Genomic DNA, 22,456 nt, shown 5'->3' with positions numbered 1-22,456 from the left:
AAGATGTGTAGATACCCATGCCCTTGGCGGACAAGGCATGGGCGACCTGGCAATCGCTGGAAATCTGTCAGGCGCTGACCGAGGCGCTGCGTAAAGGCGTCGCCTGCACGCGAACAGAAGAATAAGAGGCTCGCTTGACGGGCCGCCCATGCGGCCCTACAGGTTCATGCTTGAAGGCAGGCTGCGCTATCATCCCCCGCTTCACCCACGCCAGCCTCAAGGACCGACATGCAGATCCTCTTCTACGAAACCGACAAGCCCTACGGCTGCTTCTCGAACTTCTCCCGCCACGCCATCACCCTCGACGGCATCCTCTGGCCGACCTCGGAACATTATTTCCAGGCCTGCAAGTTCACCGAGCAGGTGGATGTGGATGCCGTGCGCGAGGCGAAGACGCCGTTCCTCGCCGCGCAGATGGGTCGTGAACGTCATCGTTCGTTCCGCAGCGACTGGGAGCAGGTGCGTGACCAGGTGATGCTCGATGCCCTGCGGGCCAAGTTCAGCCAGCATGCCGAGCTGCGCGAGACGTTGTTGGCCACCGGGGACGCCGAGCTGGTGGAGCACACCAAGAACGACCGGTATTGGGCAGACGGTGGCGATGGCAGCGGCAAGAACATGCTCGGGAAGTTGCTGGAGCAGGTTCGGGATGAGCTGAAGGAAACAGCTTGAGACCAAGCGACACCGCCCCTGTGGGAGTCGGCGTTGCCGACGATGAGGGCCACAAGATCAACATCAATCTGCTTACATGCCATCATGGAATCTCCCACAGGGTAACAGGTTGCCCTGAACAGCCAAATCCACGCTGCTAGCTGGATCGGCTCAGGCCTTCTTCGAGAACTTCAAGCATTTCGGCCTCGTGAGTCCGGATCGATTCTTCACCCCACCCTTCCACAGCCTCGGGATGCTCCATCATCAGATGCTGCTTGATGCTGTCGATGGTCTGCCCGCGATAGTGCTGCTTCTTGGCATCCGGCAAGTAGTTACTCAGGCGTGAGTTCTTGCTGTGACTGATCAGGCAGAGATTGCCGAACGCATCCACCGCTTTTTTGCTCAGCCTCGGATGATCCAGCATGGGATTCTGCGGATAGTAATGCTCCACCGAACTGCGGAAGGTGAAGACGAACTCCTTGATCTTCGAGTCCTTCCCGTCCTTGTACTGCTCCCACAGCAGGTAATCGAGCCAATTGAATACCAGGTTATTGTCGATGTTGCCGTAGCGCAGCCGTGCAGCCAGTCCACCGTCAGCCACCCGCTGCCGTTCGCCGCTCGTGTAGATCAGGTCGTAGTACGCCAGCCTTTCCTGTTCCAACGCCAGGCCGCGGTCGAATACGAATGAACGGGCAACCGACTGCAGGTAGGTCAAGTAGTCCCCTGCCGTCACTGCGACATTGCGGTACAGGTAGCGCAAAGCTGCCGTCAGCCAGTACTTGTACACCTGACTCGGCGCCGAGACATGCAGCGCACTTTGCAGCATCAGCAGGCTGCGGTTGACTCCGGCTTCCTCGTCCTCGCCGCCGAAGCTGGCAACGTAGCTGATCGCGCCTTTGTCCGTGTACTTGAAGCGCTTCAAGCTCCAGCCGTCGGTCGCGTTGTGGAACTCGCGCTTGATCACGCCATGGTCATACAGCAGCTTGCAGCGCAGCAGGGCGAACGCAAATGCCTTGACCCGCTCCGCCGCATGCTCGCCACTCAACACATGCTGGTCGAAAGCCGGTAGCAACTGCTTGTCGTCCAGGGTCAGACGCACACCGTTTTCGCCAAGATGGACCTGCAACACCTGCAGGAGAAAGTTGGGGAAGTTGATCACCGAGCTGAAACGCTCCGGCGCGGCGTCGTCTCCCGCGTCGTCTTCAGCCACCCGTCCGCCGGCCACGCACGTGGGCATTTCGAGGATTGCGCTCAAGGCCAGGGCATCACCCTGCCCCGGCACCTCGGCGGCACTAGCCGTTCTCGCCAGAACATCGCCCACCGCCTGGAAATCCACAGCCGTCAGGCGACCCTCGACATGGTCAAACAGCGCTCTGCGCTGGGCCGGGGTAAAGCCCATCTGCACGTACTTCTCCATGTTCGAACAGGCTTCCCAGATCCGATGCAGACAGGCCTGAGCCTGCTCATCGTGCTTGAACTTCTCCAGCAAGCGGGCCTTGAGCACCTCGTGCTTCTCCAACTGCTCGCCGCGGTTGTTCATCACCTCGAAATAGTGGTTCAGGTCAGTGTTGACTGGCACTTCGACGCGCATGATCTGCACCCGCTCGAACAGGAAGCTGGCGAAATCCGACAGCGGCACCTGATCCTCCACCAACCTGGGCAACAGATCGCGGATCAGCCGGTAGCCAGCCAGTATCCCGCTGTTGATCTGCTCGGCCGCCAGCCCCTCGCTACCGTCGTCCGGTAACGCAGCGCCCGCGATTGCCTGGAGGGTCGCGGTCGAGCGTGGGCGATTTTCGAACTCGATCTTCGCCGCCGCCGGCCAATCCAGCGTGCCGGGCAGGCGCTTGTTCAAATACAGCGCCAACAGTGACAAGGTGGTCAGGCGCTGCTGGCCATCAAGCGTCTCGAACAACGCGGGACCATGCCCATCACGCCGATCCACCACCAATGAGCCCAGGTAGTAATTGCGTGTCGCACGGTCACGATCGAGCAACCCGTCGAGCACGTCCTGAAGCAGTTGCGTGATCTCCCCCTCTTCCCATGCATAGTTGCGCTGGTACATGGGGATCAGATAACGCTCAGGACCGCCAAGCAACTCGCCGACGGAAAGCTGGGTAATGGCTTCAGGCATGGAACTTCATCTCCTTGAACAGTGCCAGCAGTTCGGGTTCGTTGCGCACGCTGGTGACCGTGGGCAACGGATAGGCCAGGAACTCCTGCGGACGTGAGGCCCGCTGGATCACCCGGAACAGATTGCTCTCGCGCGCATGATTGTCGACGGTGGCCAGATGCACCGCATGACGCTCAAGGCGCAGGCGATAGGCCCAGATAAAGGCCTTTTCGATGGCGCGGGAGAGCTCCTCCCGACCGAAGGTGTCGATGTAGTAGATAAGCAGGCAGTCGAACAGGCCCTGTACATAGCGGTCGCCGGTTCGTCCACGTCCCTTGTAGCTGCCCAGGGTCTGCAATATCGCGCAAGCACGCTGTTCCAGCGACGCTGGCAGGCTCTTCAACTGTCGCAACCCGGTCACCTGCCGCTGGTAATGCACGGCCATCTCGAAGAATCGCCGACCATTGATGATCGTCTGGTCAAGATGGAAGGGAAAGGCGACCGGATTGGCCCCCGCCTGTTCCAGCATGCGGTTCTGCAGATCCACCCAGTCGTGGGTCATGCGCAGTTGCACCGCTGCCGGATACTGCGGCCCGGAAGACAGGTTGACACCCTTGAACAGGCCTACATCCTCCTTGCCGAAATAGCGCGCCGAAGCGCCGTCGGCCCAGCGGCGGATACGGTACAGGTAGTTCTCGAACAGCCGGGCCAGTTGCTCGCTTTCATGGTTCTCCCATCCCGCCACGACCATGGCCTTGTGCGCGGCTTCCCCGGGGGCAAACTCACGCAGGTGGTAGGCCTTGAGCAGGTCGTGAGGCTCCAGGTCGCGGCCTCGGGCATTCTGCGAGTCGAAGAACTGGAAGGCTTCGGAGATATCGTCGAGGGCAAAACACACGACCTGGCAACGGCTCAGGAGAAACTCGATACGCGTTTCGCTGAAGTCCTCGGCAGACACCAGTCGGCGGATGGCCTGGTAGTTGCGCTGGAGGTTGGTGATCGATATCTGGCTGCTGAACTTAAGTTCGGTCGCCCGGGCGTCCAGTGCGACCAGCCTGTCGCGCAGCTCGGGCTTCAGCAGATCGCGGCGCTCGGCAAGCAGGGCGCGGACGATCAGCAGCAAGGTCAGAGTCCGCTGCTGGCCATCGACGATTTCGAGCCGCCCCTCATTGCGGTGAAAGACCACGGTACCGAGGCGGTAGGCCTCGGCGTCCTCGAAGCTGGCAAGGTCCTCGAACAGCTGGCCGAGGTGTTGCCCGGTCCATTTATATGGACGCTGGTAGGGTGGAATGGTCAATTTCAGGGACAGCAACTGCTCCACCGAATAGACATTCAGTTGGGGACGACTCATGGCATCGATCCTTGACAGGGAATGGCGCAAGACTACGGACGTGGCGGGTTCAGTTCCCAGCGAAACGGCTCTGATGCCGGACGGATCAGGCCGCGGGCCTGCAGGTCTTCGAGAATTTCCAGGGCACGATCATAGCCGACACCGGCAAGCCGCTGGATCACCGAGGGGCCGAAGACCGGGAAGTTGTCATGCAAGGAAGACAGCAGGGATGATTCGTTCATGCAGGAGACTCGATCAGGGAAGACGGAGCCATGATCGTTTCTGCCCGCGTCAGCATGTGTCGCACTCATGCTGATATTCTCGGCACTTTCCGCAAGCCTCAAGGACCGACATGCAGATCCTCTTCTACGAAACCGACAGGCCCTGCGGCTGCTTCTCGAACCTCTCCCGGATGAGCTGAAAGAAACAGCTTGAAACCAAGCGACACCGCCCCAGTGGGAGCTGGCATTGCCAGCGATGAGGTCCGCAAGAACACCCGACCAGCAGATCGATGTCGAAGCTGATGGCCTCATCGTCGGCAATGCCGACTCCCACAGGGTTCCCGATCAGCCGCAGGATCCAGGCCAGGCGCAAAACCCTGCGGGAGCTGGCCCCCACAGGGTTTTGCAGTGATCCTGAAACGGGGCTAGTAGATCCCCCGATAGATCGCCTCCACCTGCCCCACATCCATATCCCGCGGATTGCTGTCGATCAGCCGCTTCAACCCGCCGACCACATCCTCGGCCATGGCCGGGATCGCCGCTTCATCCACGCCCAGTCGCGACAGGCGCAGTTCCAGCCCGCTATCACGCACCAGCGCTTCGATCCCGGCGACGAACGCCTGCGCCGCAGCCGCCTCGTCGGCAAACACCTCACCCGGCAACAGATACCCCGCCAGCTCGGCATACAAGCCCCGCGCAGCCTCCAGGTTGAAGCGCAGCATCGGCGCCATCACCAGCGCATTGGCATGTCCGTGGGGGATGTGAAAACGCGCCCCCAACGGATACGCCAGCCCATGGATCGCCGCGACCGAGGCGTTGACGAAGGCCATCCCGGCCATGAGCGAACCTTGCAACATGGCCTCGCGCGCGGCGACGTCGCTGCCGTCCGCCAGCACCTTGCGCAGGTTGCCGCCAAGCAGCCCCAGCGCGGTGGTGGCCAGGCCGTCGGCGATGGGGTTCTTGCGCGTGCGGCTGGTGTAGGCCTCGATGGCATGGACCATGGCGTCCAGCCCGGTCGCCGCCGTGACCCCGGCCGGCAGGCCGAGGGTCAGCTCGGGATCGAGCACCGCCACGTCCGGCATCAGCTGTGCCGAGTACACCGCCTGCTTGCGCTGTTGCTCGTCGGTGATGACCGAGACCCAGGTCACTTCCGAGCCGGTGCCGGCGGTGGTCGGCATCAGCACCAGCGGCAGGCGCCGGCCCGTGGCCTTGTCGGTGCCGTACAGATCTTCCAGCGGTTGTTCGCTGTTGATCAGCAAGGCCACCAGCTTGGCCGCATCCAGCGAACTGCCGCCGCCGAGCCCCAGCACGCCATCGGCAGCGAAGGCCCGGCCCTGCTCCACCGCCTGCCTGACCACCGCCGCCGGCGGATCGGCGACCACCTGATTGAATACCTCGACAACGCAACCCGCTGCTTCCAGCGCCGCACAGGCCTGGCCGGCGAAGCCGAGCTTGACGATGCCCGGATCGCACACCAGCAACACCCGCTTCACGCCCAGGCCGGCGAACACCTCGCCAATACCCTGCAAGACCCCCGCCGCACAGACGATACGCGGCACGCATCTGAATTCATGATTCATCCGGCACTCCTTCACAGGACCGAGGCATAGAGGGCCCGCGCATCTTCCCGGGTGACCGGACGCGGATTGTTGACCAGCAGGCGCTGGACCTTCATGGCGTCGTCGCTGAGGCGATCAAGATCCGCCTCCACCACCCCGACCTCGGCCAGACGCTGGGCAAACGGCATGCGCTCGACCAGTGCGGTCATGAAGCCGATAAACGCATCGCAGGCCGCCGCCGGCGTGTCGAAGCGCTGCCCAGGCAACACGCTCGGCGCCAGCTCGGCATAAAGGGCTTCGGCGGCGCTGCGGTTGAAGTTCAGCACCGGCACCAGCACCAGCGCGTTGCTCAAACCGTGGGGCACATGGAAATGCCCGCCCAGCGGATAGGCCAGGGCATGCACCGCCGCCACCGGTGCGTTGGCGAAGGCCATGCCGGCCAGCATCGAGCCCAGCAGCATGTCCGAGCGGGCCTTGAGATCACCCGGCTCGGCCAGCACCCGGTCGAGGTTTCCGGCCAGCAGGCGCAAGGCCTGCAGGGCCAGGCCGTCGGACAGCACGTTCTTCTTGTGCAGGCTGGTGTAGGCCTCGATGGCATGGACCATGGCATCCACCCCGGTCATGGCGCTGACCGCCGCCGGCAGGCCGACGGTCAGGCGTGCGTCGAGCAAGGCGATGTCCGGGTACAGCAACGGGCTGACCACGCCCTTCTTCTCATGGCTCGGGGTGGTGACGATGGCCACGGCGGTGACCTCGGAACCGGTACCGGCCGTGGTCGGTACCTGGATCAGCGGCAGGCGCGGGCCCTGGGCCAGGTTGATGCCGTAGATGTCTGCCAGTTGCTGTTCGCATCCGCAAAGCAAGGCCACCAGCTTGGCGGTGTCCAACGAGCTGCCGCCGCCGAGGCCGATCACCGCCTGGGCGCCACAGTCGCGCCCCGCCGCCACCGCCTCCAGTACCGAGGCTTCCGGCGGGTCGGCCTGCACATCGCTGTACAGCGTCACCTCGACGCCGGCCTCGCGCAGCGCCTGCATCGGCGCTTCGAGCAAGCCGGCCCGCTGCAGGCCCGGGTCGCTGACCAGCAACACCCGCTGCGCCCCCAGTTCGCGGCACAGCGTGCCCAGGCGCAGGGCGCCGTCCACTTCGCAGATCACCCGTGGGGTGGTTTCAAAGGTAAAGGTCGACATGGTTTCTTATCCTGCTCGCACGCTGCCGCGCTCGATGCGGTAGACGGCATCGACCAGGTCAGCGGAATGGGTGTCATCGGATTCGGAGATCAGCACGCACAGGCCTTCATCGCCGAGCTTGGCAATCACTTCGGTCAGGCGCCGGGACAGCACCGGGGCCACCCCTTCGAAGGGTTCATCGAGAATCAGCAGGCGCTGGCCAGGCATCAGCGCCCGGGCCAGGGCCACCAGTTTCTGCTGGCCGCCAGACAGTTGCATGGCACGGCGCTCGCGGAACTGGGCGATTTCCGGGATCAGGCTGTAGACCCATTCCAGACGCTCGGCGCTGCCGGGCAGCTTGTTGGCCCACACCGGCAGGAGGATGTTTTCTTCCACGGTCAGCGCCGGGATCAACCGACGGTCTTCCGGCAGGTAGCTGATCCCCGCTGCCGCGCGCTGATGACCGGGCTGGGCGCGCAGGTCGCTGTCGTTGAACCTGATCGAGCCGGAGTCGGCATCGAGCAGGCCCATCAGGGTGCGGATCAGGGTGGTCTTGCCGGCACCGTTATGACCGATCAGGCCGACCATCTGCCCGGCGCCGACATTCAGCGAGACGTTGTGCAGGATCGGCACCGACTCGATGGACACGTTGAGATTGCGGATTTCCAGACTCATGCGTGGGCTCCCTTGTGCGCCTTGTGGCCGCCGGTGACCAGCTCCTGGACCCGGGCATTGGCCAGGACCTGTTCGGGGGGACCGTCAGCCAGCACTTCACCGCTGTAGAAGGCGAGGATGCGCGACACATAGCGGCGCACCACGTCCATATCGTGCTCGACGAACAGCACCGTGACCTGGTGGCGCGACACCACCTGCATCACCGTGTCCATCAGTTGGGTCTTCTCTTCGGCGCTGACGCCGCTGGTGGGCTCGTCGAGCAGCAGCATCTGCGGCTCGCCGATCAGCGCCATGGCGATATCGATCAGCTTGCGCACGCCCTGGGGCACGGCGGTGACCTTGCTGTCGCGCCAGCCGAGGATGCTGAACTCGCCGAGGATCGCCTCGGCACGGGCGATCCGCGCGTCGCTGCGCAGTGGCCGCAGCAGCGAGGGGAACGGCGATTCGGCTGCGGCCAGGGCGATCAGCAGGTTGTCCAGCACGGTCAGCTCGGGGAACAACTGCGCCACCTGGAACGAGCGGGCCATGCCGGCGCGGGTGATCGCCCGCGGCGTGCGGCCGATGATCGACTGCTGGTTGAACAGGATCTCGCCACGGCTCGGCTTGAGGTAGCCGGTGACCATGTTGATGAAGGTGGTCTTGCCGGCACCGTTGGAGCCGATCACGCCGACCACTTCGCCCTTGTCGATGCGCACGTTGACGTCCTTGGCGGCGGTCACCGCGCCGAACTCCTTGTACAGTCCACGGGTTTCGAGAATGCAGCTCATGCCTTGGCCTCCACGCTCTTGGCCGCGCGCGGCCGGGTGAACAGGCTCCACAGCCCCTTGGGCAGGAACACGATGATTGCCAGCAAGGTGATCCCGAGGATCATCTGCCAGCTATGCGGCACCAGCTCGATGGCGTAGGTGCGCACCACGGCGAACAGGATCGCCGCGATGATCGGCGCCGCGACATGGGCAGTGCCGCCGAGCAAGGCGATGAAGACGAATTCGCCGGAGGTGATCCAGTAGGCCATTTCCGGGTCGATATGCCCGGCGGCCAAGGCCATGAAGCCACCGCCCAGCGCCGAAACCCCGGCCGCAGCGACGTAGTTCATGTACAGCACCCAGCGCGGTGACTGGCCGAGGTACTCGACGCGCACCTCGTTCTCGCGGATCGCCTCGCACATCGCCCCGGCGCTGCTGCGCCCGTAGCGGTGCAGGAGCACGGCAAGCACGGCGGTGGCGGCGACGATGATGACGAACAGGGCCAGAGGCGCCTGCCCCGCCGCCGGGCTCCAGCCGAACAGGGTCCAGGCCTTGACGTTGAAGCCGTCGGTGCTGCCCAGGGCCGGGCTTTTCACCAGCATGCCGTAGAGGATCATGGAGAACGCCAGCGACAGCATGGCGAAGAAGATCTCGCGGTAGCGGGTCATCAGCAAGCCGAGAACCATCGCCAGGGCCACCGCTGCGGCGACGCCGATCAGCAGCAGGATCGGCAGGTCGCTGATATTCAGGAAGTGCCCGCTCATGCCCACGGCATAGCCGCCCATGCAGAAGTACAGGCCCTGGCCGAAGGTCACCAGGCCGGCGCGCATCTGCATCACCACGCCCTGCACCACCATCGACTTGGCCAGCGCCATGGTCAGCAGGAACACCAGCCATTGCGGGGCGATCAGGCCACCCAGGGCGAGCAGCACGGCCACGCCCAGCAGAATCAGTTCGGTTCGATCGAGACGCATCAGATTTTCCTCGCCAGCACGCGGCCGAACAGGCCCTGCGGACGCACCGCCAGGACCAGCGCCATCACGCCGTAGATCACGAATAGTTCGAATTGCGGCGCGTAGTGCACCGCCGCCGCGCGGCTCAGGCCCACCAGCAAGGCGCCGAGGGCGGCACCTTCGATGCTGCCCATGCCGCCGATCACCACCACGGCGAAGGCCAGCACGATGATTTCCACGCCGATGCCCGGCGCTACCGAGATCGCCGGTGCGGTCAGGGCCCCGGCCAGGGTGCCGAGCACGGTGCCGAGGACGAACACCAGGGTGAACACCCGGCGCACGTTGACGCCCATGGCCTGGGCCACTTCGCGGTCATGGATCACCGCACGCAGGACCTTGCCCTGGTGGGTGCGCTCCAGCCACAGCCACAGCGACAGGCCGAGCACCAGCGATACGCCGACCAGCATCAGGTCGTAGTTCGACACCTTGAGCCCGGCCAGCACGCTGCGGCCCATCTCGGCGTAGGGTTGGTAGGCGAAGTAAGGATTGACGCCCCAGATCATCTTCATGGCGTCTTCGAGAATCAGCAGCAGCGCGTAGGTGATGATCACCATCAGCACTTCGTCGCGGCCGTACATGAAGCGCAGCAGGCCGCGCTCGATCAGCAGGCCGACGATCAACCCGGCGGCCAGGGCGCAGCCGAGCATCATCAGGTAGCCGACCCAGACCGGGCCGATGCCGTTGTTGAAATACCAGCCCACCAGCGAGGCGGCGGCATAGGCACCGATGGCGTAGAAACTGCCATGGGCCATGTTGAGAATGCGCATGACACCGTAGATCACGGTGAGCCCCGCCGCGACCAGGAACAGCCACGAGGCATAGATGGCGCCGTCGATCAGCACCGCATAAAGACTCAGCATAAGTTCGTACCAGGCAAGAGTGGCGGCCGGCAGCGGCCGCCACGGTCAGTCAGGTGTGCCGCACGCTCAGTTGCACTGGGCGCCGGGGAAACCGGCCTTGATCCAGTCGTGGGCGGTGGTGCCGTCCGGCGGGGTCACGCACTCGCCGGAGAAGGCGATGACGTTCTGCACGCTGCCCTGCTTGCTGGCGGCGTCGTAGTGGTATTCGCCGTAGGCGATGCCCTGCATGGCCTGATGACCGCCGGCGCGGGCCATCTGCACGGTGCCGGACACCGACTCGAAGGTCGTGCCCTTCATGGCCTTGGCCATTTCCAGCGGGGCCGGGATCTTGCCGGCTTCGACACCGGCGTTCTCGGCGGCGAACTTCAGGCCGAGGATGGCCTGGGCCATCTTGCTTGCCGGGTAGGTCGGCGCCGACTTGTAAGCGGCCTTGTACTGGGTGGTGAACCAGTTGTTCAGGGCGTTATCCGGGGCGAAGGCACCGAACGGGCCACGGCCGCCGATGATCATGCCGTTGGGCGCCTGGTCCTTGTAGCGCTCCAGCGCCGATTCGCCGCAGGTCAGCACGGCGGTGGCGTCTTCCAGCAGGCCGCGGGAGTTGGCCTGCAATACCAGGGCCTCCATGTCGCCACCCCAGAAGCTGGAGTGGATGATGTCCGGGCGCTTCACCGACAACGCCGAGATTTCCGCGCCGTACTGGCCCTGGAACACTTTCGGCATCTGCGATTCGACCACCTGGGCCTTGGGCATGACCTGGGCCATGGACAGGGTGAAGTCGCTCCAGCTGTCCTGGCCCCAGGCGTAGTTCTGCTGGATGCCGCCGACGCGGGCAGCATCCGGACGGGTCTTGGCCAGGTAGCGGGCGGCGCCGATATTGTCCACCGCCGCGTCGAGGCTGGTGCGGAAGACGAATTGCGGGGTCTTGTCTTCAGTGAACAGTTGCGAGGTGCCGCAATCGTAGAACACGGTCATGGCCCCCAGTTCTTCAGCCACCGGAGCGATGGCCAGGCAGTCGCCGGAAGAGATATAGCCGACCACCGCGTCGACCTTCTGCCGTTGCACCAGGTTGCGGAATTCTTCCACCTGCTTGGCCGCACCACCGGCCTCGTCGATCATCACCACCTCGATCTCGGCGCCGTTGATGCCCAGCTTGTCGTAGGGCGCGGGCAGCTTGCCCTGGTTGAGGCCTTCGACCAGCACCTTGGCGGCGTTGGCCGAGGGCTCGCCGAACGGGCCGGCGGCCGGGCCGGAGAGGAAGGTCACCACGCCGATACGGAACTTGCCGTTTTCAGCGGCGACGGCCGCGCCATTGAAGCCGGCGGCGGCGATGGCCAGGGCCAGTGGCAGGGTCCTGGCGTGTTGCTGGAGGCGTTTCTTGTAGTTATTCATGGCGTTTCCATTGCGGGTTTTACAGAACTAAGGGGCGTGCCCCTCGGGGTTACGTATTTGCTGGGCGAGGCGCCGGGCGCGGGTCGCGGGATCGGGTTGCAGTTCTTCGGCGGAATACAGCTGCCAGTCACCCAGCATCAGCTGCGCTGGCGGGTAGTCGTGGTTGACCACCGGGGTGCCGACCGCCTGGGTCTGCTGGATCTGGTGGGTCAGCGGATCGATGCGCGAGACGAAGCCGGGCGGGTCTTCCGGCAAGGCGATTTCCAGCCCTTCGAGGGCGCGGATCAGCGACTCGGTATCGGTGGCCCCGCCGGCCTTCTGGCTGGCCCTGGCCAGGACCATCACCCCGGTGTAGGCGCCCTGGGCGGCGTAGGTCGGGAAGCGCCCGGTCAGGGTGTGGAAGCGCTCGACGAAGGCGCGGTTGCGCGGCGTGTCCGGGAAGTTGTTGTGGTGCCGGGCGGAAAGGATCAGCCCTGGCGGCGCCTTGTCGCCGAGGGAAACCAGGAAGTCGTAGTTGCCACCGGTATCGAAGTTGGCCAGCCGCGAGCTCTCGAACAGCCGGGTGCCGGCGGCCTGCTTGACGAAGGCGTGGAAGTCGCCGCCCCACAGGGCCGAGACGATGATGTCGGGTCTGGCCTGCTCCAGCGCGGCGATATAGGCCGAGTAGTCGGGCTCGTAGAGCCGTGGCCAGAGTTCGGTGACGTCGTCGAACTTCACCCCTTGCTGGCGCAGCGCTTCATGCAGGTCGTCGCGGGAGACATGGCCGTACTCGTAGTCCGGGCCGATGAAGGCCAGGCGCTTCCAGCCGCTCTTGCCTTGCAGGTCCTTGAGGTAGCGCGCGCCGGCAGCCATCGAGGTCCAAGTGTCGTTGGTCACCCGGAAGTAATAGCGGTGGCCGTTTTCCAGGCTCATGCGCGACGAGGCGTGGTCGGTGCCGATCATCAGCACCTTCTGTTCCCGGGCCAGCTGGCTGACTGCGATGGCCACACCTGAAGAGACCATGCCGCACAGCACCTGCACTCCGTCCTTGCGGATAAAGGCGCGGGCCAGGCCGGTGCCGTAGGAGGCCTTGGACTGATCGTCGTCGATGATCACGCGCATCCGCGGCACCTGCTCGCCGGCCTCGCGCAGGCCTTGCAGCTCGCTGAGGGCGACCTGGATACCGGCGATGCTGTCCTGACCGTAGATCGCCGCCCGCTCGGTCATCGGGTAGAGGCAGCCGAGGGTCAGGTCGGCCTGGGTCGCGGCGGCGCCCAGCTCGACCCGCCCGGCAGTGGCCGTGCAGGCGTAGCCCAGGAGCAGGCCGCTCAGGGCGATAACGGATGGCAGTCGGGAAAACGACGATTGCATGTCAATACCTTGGGGCGTTCGTGGACGCCTCTTGTGGTTAGCGAAAGGGTTATCGCAAAGGCTGTGCCAGCCTGTGCGGGACGCTGCATAAGAAACCGCGCAAGGTCTCTGGAACAAGGCTTTGCGCGGTGATTCGTTACGAAATCGAGAGGCCGTGACACGGTTGGCCACGGCCTTGAGCGGAGAGTGTTGAGCGGTAGCCGCTCAGCGCGGGCGAGCGCTTGAGCGGTTAGCGCTCATCGGGGCGTTCGATGCCCAGGCGTTGCAGGCGACGCTTCAAGGCATGCCGGGAGATACCGAGGATATCGGCAGCCATGCCCTTGTGCCCGGCGCTGCGGCTGAGGGCATCGAAGACCAGTTCGCGCTCGGCACGCTCCAGTTGGTCTTCGATGGGCGAGCGGTTGGCGCTCATTGGCTCGGCGGACTGCATGGTTGCGGGCAACTGCGCCGCGGCGATGGCCTGGCCGGGCATAAGGATGGTCAGGCGCTCGACCAGGTTCTTCAGTTCGCGCACGTTGCCCGGCCAGCGATGGCGCAACAGGGCGGCCTCGGCATCGGCCTGGAAGGCGATGGCCGCGCCCTGCTCTTCCCGGGCCTGGCGCTCGGCGAAATGCCGGGCCAGCAGGAGGATGTCCTCACCGCGCTCGCGCAACGCCGGGATATCGATGGTGATCACATTGAGGCGGTAGAACAGGTCTTCGCGGAAACGCCCTTGGCGCACGTCGTCGGCGAGATCGCGGTTGGTCGCCGCCACCACCCGCACATCGGCGCTGCTGGCCTGGCTGGCACCCACCGCGCGGTAGCTGCCGTTCTCCAGGAAGTGCAGGAGCTTGGCTTGCAGGGCCAGGGGCAGCTCGCCGATCTCGTCGAGGAACAGGGTGCCGTTATGCGCCTGGGTGACCAGGCCGACGCGCTTTTGGTGAGCACCGGTATAGGCGCCCTTCTCCGAGCCGAACAGCTCGGCTTCGATCAACTGCTCCGGCAGCGCCGCGCAGTTGACCTCGATGAACGGCTGGCCGGCGCGGCTGCTGCTGTCGTGCAGGGCCTGGGCGACCAGGGTCTTGCCGGTGCCGGATTCGCCGAGCAGGAGGATTCGCGTCGCCGAACTGCGCGCCACCCGCTGCACCGCAGCATGCAGGCCGGCCATGGCCGGGCTGTGGCCGAGCAGGTTGCCGGGAGCGGCAGCGGCCTCGGGGCGGACCAGGGCGCCCTCGATGGTCGCCAGCAGGTCGTCCAGCTCGAAGGGCTTGGTCAGGTAATCGGTAGCCCCACCCTTGACTGCCTGCACCGCGGCGCGGGTATCGCCGTGGGCGGAGATCATGATCACCGGCAGGTTCGGCCGCAGCTTGCGCAGGCCGTCGAGGGTGGCGATGCCGTCCATGCCCGGCAGGCCGAGATCGAGCAGGACGATATCGCAAGGCTTGCCGGCGTCGGCGAGCAGCGCCAGCCCCTCCTCGCCGCTGTAGGCGGCGCCGACCTGGAAACCCTCGGCGCGCAGGGCATAGCTGAGGGAGCGCACCAGCGCTTCTTCGTCATCGATGATCAGTACATGAAAGTCGGACATCACGGGCTCACTTCAAATCGGTCGGGCAAGGTGCGGGGAAATCCAGGGTCACCACGGTGCCCTTGCCGGCGGTACTCGCGATCTCCATTCGCGATGCATTGGCTTCCAGCAGTTGCTGGCAAATGCTCAGCCCAAGGCCGGTGCCTCGGGCCTTGAGGGTAAAGAAGGGCTGGCGCACGCGCTTGAGCGCGTCTTCGGGAATGCCGCAGCCTTCGTCGCTGACGCAGACCAGCACCCGGCCGCCCTGGGCATGGCCGGTGAGGCTGACACGCTGGTCGCGGGCACTGGCTTCAATGGCGTTGAGGCACAGGTTGAGCAGGATCTGCTGGGCCTGGTCGGGGTCGACGAACAGGCGGATGCCCGCTGCGCAGCCCGCCTCGAAGCGGATGGCCTTGGCCTCGGCTTCCGGGGCGATCAGGCGTCGGGCGCGGTCGAACAGTTCGTGCAATTCCACCACCTGCGGATTGGCCGGATGCGGTCGGCCGTACTCCAGCAGGTCGCTGGTGACATGGGAGAGCCGGTCGATCTCCTGCCCCAGGTCGCTGAGTAGCAGGCGTCGCTCGCTTTCCGGCTCGCGGCGCAGCAGGGCCTGGACCGTGGTCTTCATGGTCGCCAGCGGGTTGCGCACCTCGTGGGCCACGCCGGTGGCGAAGGTGCCGAGCACGGCGAGGTTTTCCGTGCGCACGGTCTGCTCCATCACCGCCGCCAGGCGCCCGGCCATGACGTTGAAGGCCTGGGTTACCCGGCCGATTTCATCGTTGCTCGATGGCTCCGGCAGGCGGTAGCCGAGGTCGCCCATGGACAGCTGGTGGGCGCCCTGGACCAGGGTGCCGACCCGTGTCCGCAACTGCCGCGACAGGGTGAAGAACACCACCAGGATAAAGCCGATAAAACCCACTGCCGCCAGGTACAGCCACCAGCGCGCATCGTCCAGCGGCTTGAGGATCGCCTCCGGCTGCACGCTGAACACCACCTGCCAGCCGGGCAGGATCTGCGGGCCTTCGCGCAGGTCGTCCGGCGCCGCTACCTGGCGCCCGGTGGCATCGATAAAGGCGCCGCCGGGCACACGCAGCAGCGGCGTCACCACCCCGCCCGGGCCGGCGCTGGTGAGCAGTTCGGTCAAGGACGCCAGGCGCAGGTGCAGACCAATGCTGACCCGGTGATCGGTGCGACCGTTGCGGATGGTCTTGCGGATCAGCAGCCAGCCGGAGCGCCCGGCCTGGGGCAGCGCCGGGCCGATCACCTCGATATCGCCGACCTTCTGCCGCGGCAGCCCGGCCAGCGACCACGGCTCGTTGCTCCAGTACGGCGCCCCGGAGGCGGCCGGGCCGGGCAGGACCTTGAGCAGGCGTTCGTCCTCGTTGAAAAACAACACGCCGTAGAGGAACGGCAGCTCGCTTTCCAGCTTCAGCAGGGCATCGATATCACCGGCGGACGGGCTCGGCTCGGCGACGAAGTCCGGCATGTTGGGGTGATTGGACAGGGCCGAGAGCTGGTAGAAACGCTCGTCGAGGAAGGACGACACGCGGTTGGCCGTGGACAGCGCCTGGGCATCCAGGCGTTCACCGGTCAGGCGGTTGAGCAGGTCCTTGGCCAATTGCTCGTACAACACGGCCAGGGCGATCAGCGCGACGCTCATCACCACGATGGACAGCAGGGTATAACGGGCTACCAGGCTGCGGCGCGGCCGGGCAAACCGGCGCCACAGCGCAGCGGCGGGGAATTCGACATCCATGGGCGTTGTAATTGTTGTTCATGTAGTGGCGGGGAGGATAAGGAGCGCGGCAGGGGATTGTCCATTGGCGCAAGGTCGGTGGTTGTTCTCTAGGGCCCTATCGCTGGCAACGCCAGCTCCCACAATGTTCGCGGTGACATCGGACCCTGTGGGAGCTGGCGTTGCCAGCGATAGAGCCGGTGCAGGCAACGGATTTCGACCTGCTGAACACCTGCTGCCCCAGCAACACCTCACTGCCTTCCAGCCACCACACCACAGCCCAAAACCCAGCAAAACCAAGCCCTCCAGCCACCTGGCGCGAAACCTGCTCTGCCCTGCCCCACACAGCAATCACAGGTTCCTGCCATGAGCTCCCACCCTCCCTTCACCCGCCGCCGTTTCCTCGGCAACAGCCTCGCCTTGGGCGGCCTGGCCCTGGGCGGCAGCCTGCTTGCCGGTTGCGGCGACGACAGCCAGCCCGGCAGCGCCCTCAACGACACCGCGCCGCGCCACGGCGGCCGCCTGCGCCTGGGCATCCTCGACGGCAACCAGACCGGCAACCTCGATGCGCACAAGCCGGTGGGCAGCGGCATCATTCGTGGCTTCGCCCTGTACAGCAAGCTGTGGGAATGGGACGAGAACATGCTGCCGCGCCTGGCCCTGGCCGAAGAGGCCGAGGTCAGCCCGGACGGCAAGGTGTGGACCCTGCGCCTGCACAAGGACCTGGAGTTCCACCACGGCAAGACCATCGATTCCGAAGACCTGCTGTTCTCCATCCGCCGCCTGACCGACCCGCAACTGGCCTCACCCTACGCCGCGCTGCTGCACTGGATCGACCGCGACAACCTGCAGAAGCTCGACGAACGAACCCTGCGCGTACGCTTCAAGGACGGCGCGGGCTTCGTGCCGCTGCCGGAAACCTGGGTCAATTTCGGCGGCATCGTGCCGGTGGACTATCACCCGGTGACCAACCCGGTAGGCGCCGGGCCCTACAAGTTCAAGAGCTTCGCCGCCGGCCAGCGCTCGCTGTTCACCCGTTTCGAGAACTACTACAAGGCCGGCCGGCCCTACGCCGACGAGCTGGAGATCATCGGCTTCAAGGACCAGACCTCTCGCCTGGCCGCGCTCAAGGCCGGCCAACTGGACATGGCCAACGCCCTGGCCGCCGAGCACCTGCGCCTGATCGAAAACGACCCGCGCCTGCAGGTGCTGACCTCGGTGACCGGCAACTGGCTGGGCTTCGACATGAACACCAGCAAGGCACCGTTCGACGATCCCCGGGTGCGTCAGGCATTTCGCCTGCTGGCCAATCGCGAAGAGCTGGTGGCGCGGGTGCTCAATGGCCAGGGTCGTGCGGCCAACGACCTGTACGCGCCCAACGATCCGACCTTCGACCACGACATTCCACCACGTCGTCAGGATCTGGACCGGGCCCGTGCGCTGCTGCGCGAAGCGGGTCAGGAAAATCTCAAGCTGGAGCTGGTCGCCGAACAGGAAGGTGTGCCGCTGGCCTCGGCGCTGGTGTTCGCCGAGCAGGCGCGCAAGGCCGGTGTGGAGATCAATGTGCGCCAGGTGGATGCCGCCACCTTCAACGGCCCGCAGCACACTGAATGGACCTTCAGCACCGGCGGCAGCATCGGCGCGCCCTTCCTCACCTGCGCCCTGCATGCCGATGCGCCGGTGTCGGTGGCGAACAAGACCCACTTCGACGACCCACGGTTTTCCGAGCTGTTCCTGCAGGCCCTGGCCGAGCCGGATGTGGAAAAGCGCAAGCCGCTGGTGCATGAGGCACAGCGTATCCAGTACGAGCGCGGCGGGATGCTGGTGTGGGGCTATGCCAACCTGGTGGACGGGTTTTCCCGGCGGGTGGGGGGTGCGGCGGCGGAGAAGACGCTGTTTCCGACCTGGCGTTTTGATCAGTTGTGGTTGAAGCAGGGTGCCTGATGGTTTTGTGTAGTTTTTGAGGGCCTCATCGCTGGCAAGCCAGCTCCCACAAGGTCCTGTGCATGCAGTACCTGTGGGAGCTGGCTTGCCAGCGATGAGGCCCGAAAGAACACCTCAGGAGTGACTGATATCCCGGTCCTTGGTCTCGGGCATGAAGAAGATCCCCAGCACCGCCGTCATCACCGCGATCACGATCGGGTACCACAGCCCGTAGTAGATATCACCGGTCGCCGCGACCATGGCGAAGGCCACCGTCGGCAGGAAGCCGCCGAACCAGCCATTGCCGATGTGGTACGGCAGGGACATCGAGGTGTAGCGGATCCGCGCCGGGAACAACTCCACCAACCAGGCGGCGATCGGGCCGTAGACCATGGTCACGTAGATCACCAGGATGGTCAGGAGCAGCAACACCATCGGGTAGTTGGTCTTGGCCGGGTCGGCTTTTTCCGGGTAGCCGGCCTCTTTCAGCGCTGCGCCGAGGCTGGCGGTGAAGCCGTCGTTGGCGGTCTTGAACTCCGCCGCCGGCAGGCTGCTGCCGTCGAAGCTCGGCATCATCTTGCTGCCGATCCGCACCTGGGCCACCGAGCCCGGCTCACCCACCTCGTTCTCGTAGGGAATCGCCCGCTTCGCCAGCAAACTCTTGGCAACGTCGCAGGAGCTGGTGAAGCGCGCCTTGCCCACCGGGTCGAACTGGAACGAGCACTGCGCCGGGTCGGCGATCACCGTCACCGGGTTTTGCTGCTGCGCCGTGTAGATGTCCGGATTACCGAACTCGGTGAGACCCTTGAAGATCGGGAAATAGGTCAGCGCGGCAAGGATGCAGCCGGCCATGATGATTTTCTTGCGGCCGATGCGGTCCGACAGGCTGCCGAAGATGATGAAGAATGGCGTGCCGATCAGCAGCGAGCCGGCGATCAGCAGGTTGGCGGTCTGCGGGTCGATCTTCAGCGTCTGCAACAGGAAGAACAGCGCATAGAACTGCCCGGTGTACCAGACCACGGCCTGGCCGGCGGTACCACCGAGCAGCGCCATGATCACCACCTTGAGGTTGTCCCAGCGGGCGAACGACTCGGTCAGCGGCGCCTTGGACGCCTTGCCCTCCTCCTTCATGCGCTTGAACACCGGCGACTCCTGCAACTGCATGCGGATGTACACCGAGACGATCAGCAGCAGGATCGACAGCAGGAACGGAATCCGCCAGCCCCAGGCTTCGAAGGCCTCGGTACCCAGCACGGTGCGGCAGCTGAGGATCACCAGCAGCGAGAGGAACAGGCCGAGGGTCGCGGTGGTCTGGATCCACGAGGTGAAGAAGCCGCGCTTGCCGGGCGGGGCATGCTCGGCCACGTAAGTTGCCGCACCACCGTATTCGCCACCGAGGGCCAGGCCCTGCAACAGGCGCAGGGTGATCAGGATGATCGGCGCCGCCACGCCGATGCTGGCGTAGCTGGGCAGGATGCCGACCACGGCCGTGGACACGCCCATGAGGATGATGGTGATCAGGAAGGTGTGCTTGCGCCCGATCATATCGCCCAGGCGGCCGAACACAATGGCGCCGAACGGCCGCACCGCGAACCCGGCGGCAAAGGCCAGCAGGGCGAAGATGAAGGCGGTGGTTTCATTCACTCCGGCGAAGAAGTGCTTGGCGATGATCGCCGCCAGGGAGCCATACAGGTAAAAGTCGTACCACTCGAAAACCGTGCCGAGGGACGAGGCGAAGATGACCTTGCGCTCGTCGTGAGTGATGTTTTTGCCGGACGTACTGCCCGGGGATGAAGTACCACTGACTGCCGCCATGAATGTTCTCCGTCTTGTTCTTGTAGGCCGGAGCATCCCGCTGTTTTCCGCACGCACTCTGGCCATTCGAAAGGCTGATGACATCGGATCTCGGACTGCGCCGGGCCTGGGGAACAGGCGGACGGCCTCGCGTTGCACGCAGGATTAAGAGTAATAGGCGATTGGCGGAAATCCAGCGCCCCCGGATGAGGGCGCCGGACGGCGTCAGAAATGACGGAACAGCGCGGCGGCAATGATGCCGGCGGCGATCGCCGGCAGCGGTTTCTTCAGCAGCAGCATGACCACCGCGGTACTGGCCAGGGCCAGCCGGGCGCCGTTGTCGCCGCTCACTGCCAGCGGGGTCAGCACCGCCACCAGCACCGAGCCGGACATGGCGCCGATGAACTGCTGCACGCGGTAGTTGATCGGCACGAAGGACATGACGAAGACCCCGCCCCAGCGGGTGGCCAGGGTCACGACAGCCATGATCAGCACGAGGATCAGCGGGCCGTGCCCGGTGGTTGCGATATTCATGGGCGTTTCTCCATCCAGATCGCGCCGACGATGCCGCCGGCCAGGGCGCCGACCACCACGTGGCTGTTTTCCGGCAGGTAGCGGTAGGCGAGCAGTGCCGAAGCGGCGGCGACACCCCAGATGACCAGCATGCGCGGGTCTTTCTTGCCGCCCACCACCATCGACAGCAGGAAGCAGCCCATGACCATGTCCAGGCCCCAGCTCACCGGGTCGGTCACGAGGTTGCCGAAGTACAGGCCGAGCCAGGTGCCGAGAATCCAGGTCGACCACAGCGCCAGGCCACCGCCGAACAGAATGCCCAGCCCCGGCTTGCCGGCGGACAGGGCCTGCATCGACATCGCCCAGTTGGCGTCGGACACCACCAGCATGATCCCGTAGCGCCGCGCCACCGGCAGTTCGCGCAGCCAGGGATAGAGGGTGGCGCCCATCAGCAGGTGGCGGGCATTGATGGCGAACACGGTGACGATCAACGGCACCAGTGGCACCTGCGCGCCCCACAGGTCGAGGGCGGCGAACTGCGAAGCGCCGGCGAACACCAGGGTGCTCATCCACAGGATGGTGCCCTGCTCCAGGCCGACCTGGGCCGCCGCCAGGCCGAACGCCAGGCCGAACACCACCACGAACATGGAGATCGGCAGCAGTTGCTTGAACCCGCTCCAGACCTCGTTGTACCCCAGCTCCACGGAGCCCTTGGCAACCGATAACACAGACTGTCTCCTTATCTGGCGCCCCGTCCTGCGGGGCGCTCGTTTTCACATCGTGCATGCACGGACGCCGGCCACTATCCAGCAGACACGTTTTTTCGAAAAGCGCATATTATGCGACCCACCCATTCGCTTATCGAATACCGCGGAGCAAGCCCCCATGCAGGACCTGCAAATCGACTGGCTCAAGTGTTTCGTCGCAGTGGTGGATACCGGCTCACTGTCCAATGCCGCGCCCGAGGTGCACCGCTCGCAGTCGGCGGTGAGCATGCAGTTGAAGAAGCTGGAGGCGGCGGTGGGCCGGCAACTGCTGGTGCGCGATGCGCGTCAGCAGCAACTGACCCCGGATGGGCAGGTCCTGCTTGGTTATGCCCGGCGCATTCTCGATCTGCACAGCGACGCGCAGCACGCCTTCAGCGGCGACGAACTGACCGGACGGATCCGTCTCGGCGTGCCGGACGACTATGCCGCGCGCTACCTGACCCCGGTGCTCAAGCGCTTCGCCCTGCGCAACAGTGCGGTGGAGATCGAACTGGACTGCGAGCAGTCCACCTCGCTGATCCCGCGCATTGAACGGGGCGACCTGGACCTTGCCCTGGTATCCCGCGATCACGCCCGGCGTGGGACCTTGCTGTTCCGCGAGCCGATGGTCTGGGTCGGCTCGCCGCAGTTCGACGTCTGGCGCCGCGACCCGCTGCCCATCGCCACCTACGAAAGCACCAGCCAGGCACGGCGCTGCGCCATCCACTCGCTGGCCTTGCAAGGGCGGGATTATCGGGTGGTGTACAACAGCTCCAGCCTGGCCGGGCAGATCGCTGCGGTGGAAAGCGGCCTGGCAGTGGCCGTGCTGACCCGCTGCAGCGCGCCGGAGCATCTGGAAACCCTCGGCGCCGAGCATGGCCTCGGGCCGCTGGAGCCGATGGAGGTGGCGGTTTATCGGAGCCGGGCGTCACAGGGGTCGGCACCGGTGGACCGGTTGTATGGGTTGTTGATCAAGACCTTGCGCATGGCGGCTTAGGATGGGCGTTGGTCTTTCGGGCCTCATCGCTGCGGTGCGGCGGTCCGACAAGCCAGCTCCCACAGGGTTCTGCATGCGCAGTCACTGTGGGAGCTGGCTTGCCAGCGATGAGCATGGGTATCTACACATCTCTATCAG

The 22,456-nt window shown here is 65.1% G+C and carries 19 protein-coding genes; 3 read left to right on the top strand and 16 right to left on the bottom strand.

Features of this window, described 5'->3' with window-relative positions; translation table 11 throughout:
* Window positions 1-228 precede the first annotated feature (228 nt).
* Window positions 229-669 (top strand): riboflavin biosynthesis intermediates N-glycosidase, encoded by a 441-nt coding sequence (gene ybiA, locus ACODSK_RS22440; RefSeq protein WP_489019283.1) that lies wholly within the window; start codon window positions 229-231, stop codon window positions 667-669.
* A 136-nt stretch (window positions 670-805) separates the two neighbouring features.
* Here ybiA and ACODSK_RS22435 read toward each other — a convergent pair whose 3' ends face one another.
* The 13 genes from ACODSK_RS22435 to ACODSK_RS22375 all read right to left on the bottom strand — a co-directional run bounded on the left by ACODSK_RS22435 (window position 806) and on the right by ACODSK_RS22375 (window position 16,366).
* Window positions 806-2,782, bottom strand: a complete 1,977-nt coding sequence (locus ACODSK_RS22435; RefSeq protein WP_489019281.1) for a DUF262 domain-containing protein — start codon at window positions 2,780-2,782, stop codon at window positions 806-808.
* The gene (locus ACODSK_RS22430; RefSeq protein ID WP_489019279.1) at window positions 2,775-4,109 is read right to left on the bottom strand and encodes a DUF262 domain-containing protein; all 1,335 of its coding nucleotides are present in this window, start codon (window positions 4,107-4,109) and stop codon (window positions 2,775-2,777) included. The genes ACODSK_RS22435 and ACODSK_RS22430 overlap by 8 nt, the downstream gene beginning before the upstream one ends.
* A gap of 32 nt (window positions 4,110-4,141) precedes the next feature.
* Complete coding sequence (locus ACODSK_RS22425; protein WP_489019277.1) at window positions 4,142-4,330, bottom strand: hypothetical protein; 189 nt, start codon at window positions 4,328-4,330, stop codon at window positions 4,142-4,144.
* Window positions 4,331-4,734: 404 nt separating this feature from the next.
* Window positions 4,735-5,889 carry an iron-containing alcohol dehydrogenase gene (locus ACODSK_RS22420; RefSeq protein WP_489019275.1) on the bottom strand — a complete coding sequence of 385 codons (1,155 nt, stop codon included), beginning with the start codon at window positions 5,887-5,889 and terminating at the stop codon, window positions 4,735-4,737.
* Between the two features lie 11 nt (window positions 5,890-5,900).
* Window positions 5,901-7,055 carry an iron-containing alcohol dehydrogenase gene (locus ACODSK_RS22415; RefSeq protein WP_489019273.1) on the bottom strand — a complete coding sequence of 385 codons (1,155 nt, stop codon included), beginning with the start codon at window positions 7,053-7,055 and terminating at the stop codon, window positions 5,901-5,903.
* A gap of 6 nt (window positions 7,056-7,061) precedes the next feature.
* Window positions 7,062-7,709: an ATP-binding cassette domain-containing protein gene (locus ACODSK_RS22410; protein ID WP_489019271.1), complete on the bottom strand. Its 648-nt coding sequence runs from the start codon at window positions 7,707-7,709 to the stop codon at window positions 7,062-7,064.
* Window positions 7,706-8,476, bottom strand: coding sequence for an ABC transporter ATP-binding protein (locus ACODSK_RS22405; RefSeq protein WP_489019269.1), 771 nt, complete (start codon window positions 8,474-8,476; stop codon window positions 7,706-7,708). The genes ACODSK_RS22410 and ACODSK_RS22405 overlap by 4 nt, the downstream gene beginning before the upstream one ends.
* Window positions 8,473-9,429 (bottom strand): branched-chain amino acid ABC transporter permease, encoded by a 957-nt coding sequence (locus tag ACODSK_RS22400; RefSeq protein ID WP_489019267.1) that lies wholly within the window; start codon window positions 9,427-9,429, stop codon window positions 8,473-8,475. The genes ACODSK_RS22405 and ACODSK_RS22400 overlap by 4 nt, the downstream gene beginning before the upstream one ends.
* The gene (locus ACODSK_RS22395) at window positions 9,429-10,328 is read right to left on the bottom strand and encodes a branched-chain amino acid ABC transporter permease (RefSeq protein ID WP_075801790.1); all 900 of its coding nucleotides are present in this window, start codon (window positions 10,326-10,328) and stop codon (window positions 9,429-9,431) included. The genes ACODSK_RS22400 and ACODSK_RS22395 overlap by 1 nt, the downstream gene beginning before the upstream one ends.
* Window positions 10,329-10,394: 66 nt before the next feature.
* Window positions 10,395-11,717: an ABC transporter substrate-binding protein gene (locus ACODSK_RS22390; protein WP_489019265.1), complete on the bottom strand. Its 1,323-nt coding sequence runs from the start codon at window positions 11,715-11,717 to the stop codon at window positions 10,395-10,397.
* A gap of 27 nt (window positions 11,718-11,744) precedes the next feature.
* On the bottom strand, window positions 11,745-13,067 hold the full coding sequence (locus ACODSK_RS22385) for an ABC transporter substrate-binding protein (RefSeq protein WP_489019263.1): 1,323 nt from the start codon (window positions 13,065-13,067) through the stop codon (window positions 11,745-11,747).
* Window positions 13,068-13,296: 229 nt separating this feature from the next.
* Window positions 13,297-14,631 (bottom strand): sigma-54-dependent transcriptional regulator, encoded by a 1,335-nt coding sequence (locus ACODSK_RS22380; protein WP_489019261.1) that lies wholly within the window; start codon window positions 14,629-14,631, stop codon window positions 13,297-13,299.
* Window positions 14,632-14,638: 7 nt separating this feature from the next.
* Window positions 14,639-16,366 carry a sensor histidine kinase gene (locus ACODSK_RS22375; protein ID WP_489019259.1) on the bottom strand — a complete coding sequence of 576 codons (1,728 nt, stop codon included), beginning with the start codon at window positions 16,364-16,366 and terminating at the stop codon, window positions 14,639-14,641.
* Between the two features lie 345 nt (window positions 16,367-16,711).
* Here ACODSK_RS22375 and ACODSK_RS22370 point away from each other — a divergent pair, with 345 nt between their 5' ends.
* Window positions 16,712-18,289, top strand: coding sequence for an ABC transporter substrate-binding protein (locus ACODSK_RS22370; RefSeq protein WP_489019257.1), 1,578 nt, complete (start codon window positions 16,712-16,714; stop codon window positions 18,287-18,289).
* A 114-nt stretch (window positions 18,290-18,403) separates the two neighbouring features.
* On the opposite strand, the gene ACODSK_RS22365 is transcribed toward ACODSK_RS22370, so the two are convergent.
* The 3 genes from ACODSK_RS22365 to ACODSK_RS22355 all read right to left on the bottom strand — a co-directional run bounded on the left by ACODSK_RS22365 (window position 18,404) and on the right by ACODSK_RS22355 (window position 21,303).
* Window positions 18,404-20,083, bottom strand: coding sequence for an MFS transporter (locus ACODSK_RS22365; protein WP_489019255.1), 1,680 nt, complete (start codon window positions 20,081-20,083; stop codon window positions 18,404-18,406).
* 204 nt (window positions 20,084-20,287) lie between these two features.
* The gene (locus tag ACODSK_RS22360) at window positions 20,288-20,596 is read right to left on the bottom strand and encodes an AzlD family protein (protein WP_489019253.1); all 309 of its coding nucleotides are present in this window, start codon (window positions 20,594-20,596) and stop codon (window positions 20,288-20,290) included.
* Window positions 20,593-21,303, bottom strand: a complete 711-nt coding sequence (locus ACODSK_RS22355; RefSeq protein ID WP_489019251.1) for an AzlC family ABC transporter permease — start codon at window positions 21,301-21,303, stop codon at window positions 20,593-20,595. Before ACODSK_RS22355 ends, ACODSK_RS22360 begins: the two co-directional genes overlap by 4 nt.
* Window positions 21,304-21,460: 157 nt before the next feature.
* Here ACODSK_RS22355 and ACODSK_RS22350 point away from each other — a divergent pair, with 157 nt between their 5' ends.
* On the top strand, window positions 21,461-22,318 hold the full coding sequence (locus ACODSK_RS22350) for a LysR family transcriptional regulator (RefSeq protein WP_489019249.1): 858 nt from the start codon (window positions 21,461-21,463) through the stop codon (window positions 22,316-22,318).
* Window positions 22,319-22,456: the final 138 nt, after the last annotated feature.

It is taken from the genome of Pseudomonas sp. FG98 (genome assembly GCF_057808595.1).
This window is presented reverse-complemented; position numbering and strand designations above follow the sequence as displayed.

Excerpts from the sequence above, each read along its gene's own strand:
- ybiA (WP_489019283.1), top strand. The coding sequence starts at position 229 with ATGCAGATCCTCTTCTACGAAACCGACAAGCCCTACGGCTGCTTCTCG.
- ACODSK_RS22435 (WP_489019281.1), bottom strand. The coding sequence starts at position 2,782 with ATGCCTGAAGCCATTACCCAGCTTTCCGTCGGCGAGTTGCTTGGCGGT.
- ACODSK_RS22430 (WP_489019279.1), bottom strand. The coding sequence starts at position 4,109 with ATGAGTCGTCCCCAACTGAATGTCTATTCGGTGGAGCAGTTGCTGTCC.
- ACODSK_RS22425 (WP_489019277.1), bottom strand. The coding sequence starts at position 4,330 with ATGAACGAATCATCCCTGCTGTCTTCCTTGCATGACAACTTCCCGGTC.
- ACODSK_RS22420 (WP_489019275.1), bottom strand. The coding sequence starts at position 5,889 with ATGAATCATGAATTCAGATGCGTGCCGCGTATCGTCTGTGCGGCGGGG.
- ACODSK_RS22415 (WP_489019273.1), bottom strand. The coding sequence starts at position 7,055 with ATGTCGACCTTTACCTTTGAAACCACCCCACGGGTGATCTGCGAAGTG.
- ACODSK_RS22410 (WP_489019271.1), bottom strand. The coding sequence starts at position 7,709 with ATGAGTCTGGAAATCCGCAATCTCAACGTGTCCATCGAGTCGGTGCCG.
- ACODSK_RS22405 (WP_489019269.1), bottom strand. The coding sequence starts at position 8,476 with ATGAGCTGCATTCTCGAAACCCGTGGACTGTACAAGGAGTTCGGCGCG.
- ACODSK_RS22400 (WP_489019267.1), bottom strand. The coding sequence starts at position 9,429 with ATGCGTCTCGATCGAACCGAACTGATTCTGCTGGGCGTGGCCGTGCTG.
- ACODSK_RS22395 (WP_075801790.1), bottom strand. The coding sequence starts at position 10,328 with ATGCTGAGTCTTTATGCGGTGCTGATCGACGGCGCCATCTATGCCTCG.
- ACODSK_RS22390 (WP_489019265.1), bottom strand. The coding sequence starts at position 11,717 with ATGAATAACTACAAGAAACGCCTCCAGCAACACGCCAGGACCCTGCCA.
- ACODSK_RS22385 (WP_489019263.1), bottom strand. The coding sequence starts at position 13,067 with ATGCAATCGTCGTTTTCCCGACTGCCATCCGTTATCGCCCTGAGCGGC.
- ACODSK_RS22380 (WP_489019261.1), bottom strand. The coding sequence starts at position 14,631 with ATGTCCGACTTTCATGTACTGATCATCGATGACGAAGAAGCGCTGGTG.
- ACODSK_RS22375 (WP_489019259.1), bottom strand. The coding sequence starts at position 16,366 with ATGGATGTCGAATTCCCCGCCGCTGCGCTGTGGCGCCGGTTTGCCCGG.
- ACODSK_RS22370 (WP_489019257.1), top strand. The coding sequence starts at position 16,712 with ATGAGCTCCCACCCTCCCTTCACCCGCCGCCGTTTCCTCGGCAACAGC.
- ACODSK_RS22365 (WP_489019255.1), bottom strand. The coding sequence starts at position 20,083 with ATGGCGGCAGTCAGTGGTACTTCATCCCCGGGCAGTACGTCCGGCAAA.
- ACODSK_RS22360 (WP_489019253.1), bottom strand. The coding sequence starts at position 20,596 with ATGAATATCGCAACCACCGGGCACGGCCCGCTGATCCTCGTGCTGATC.
- ACODSK_RS22350 (WP_489019249.1), top strand. The coding sequence starts at position 21,461 with ATGCAGGACCTGCAAATCGACTGGCTCAAGTGTTTCGTCGCAGTGGTG.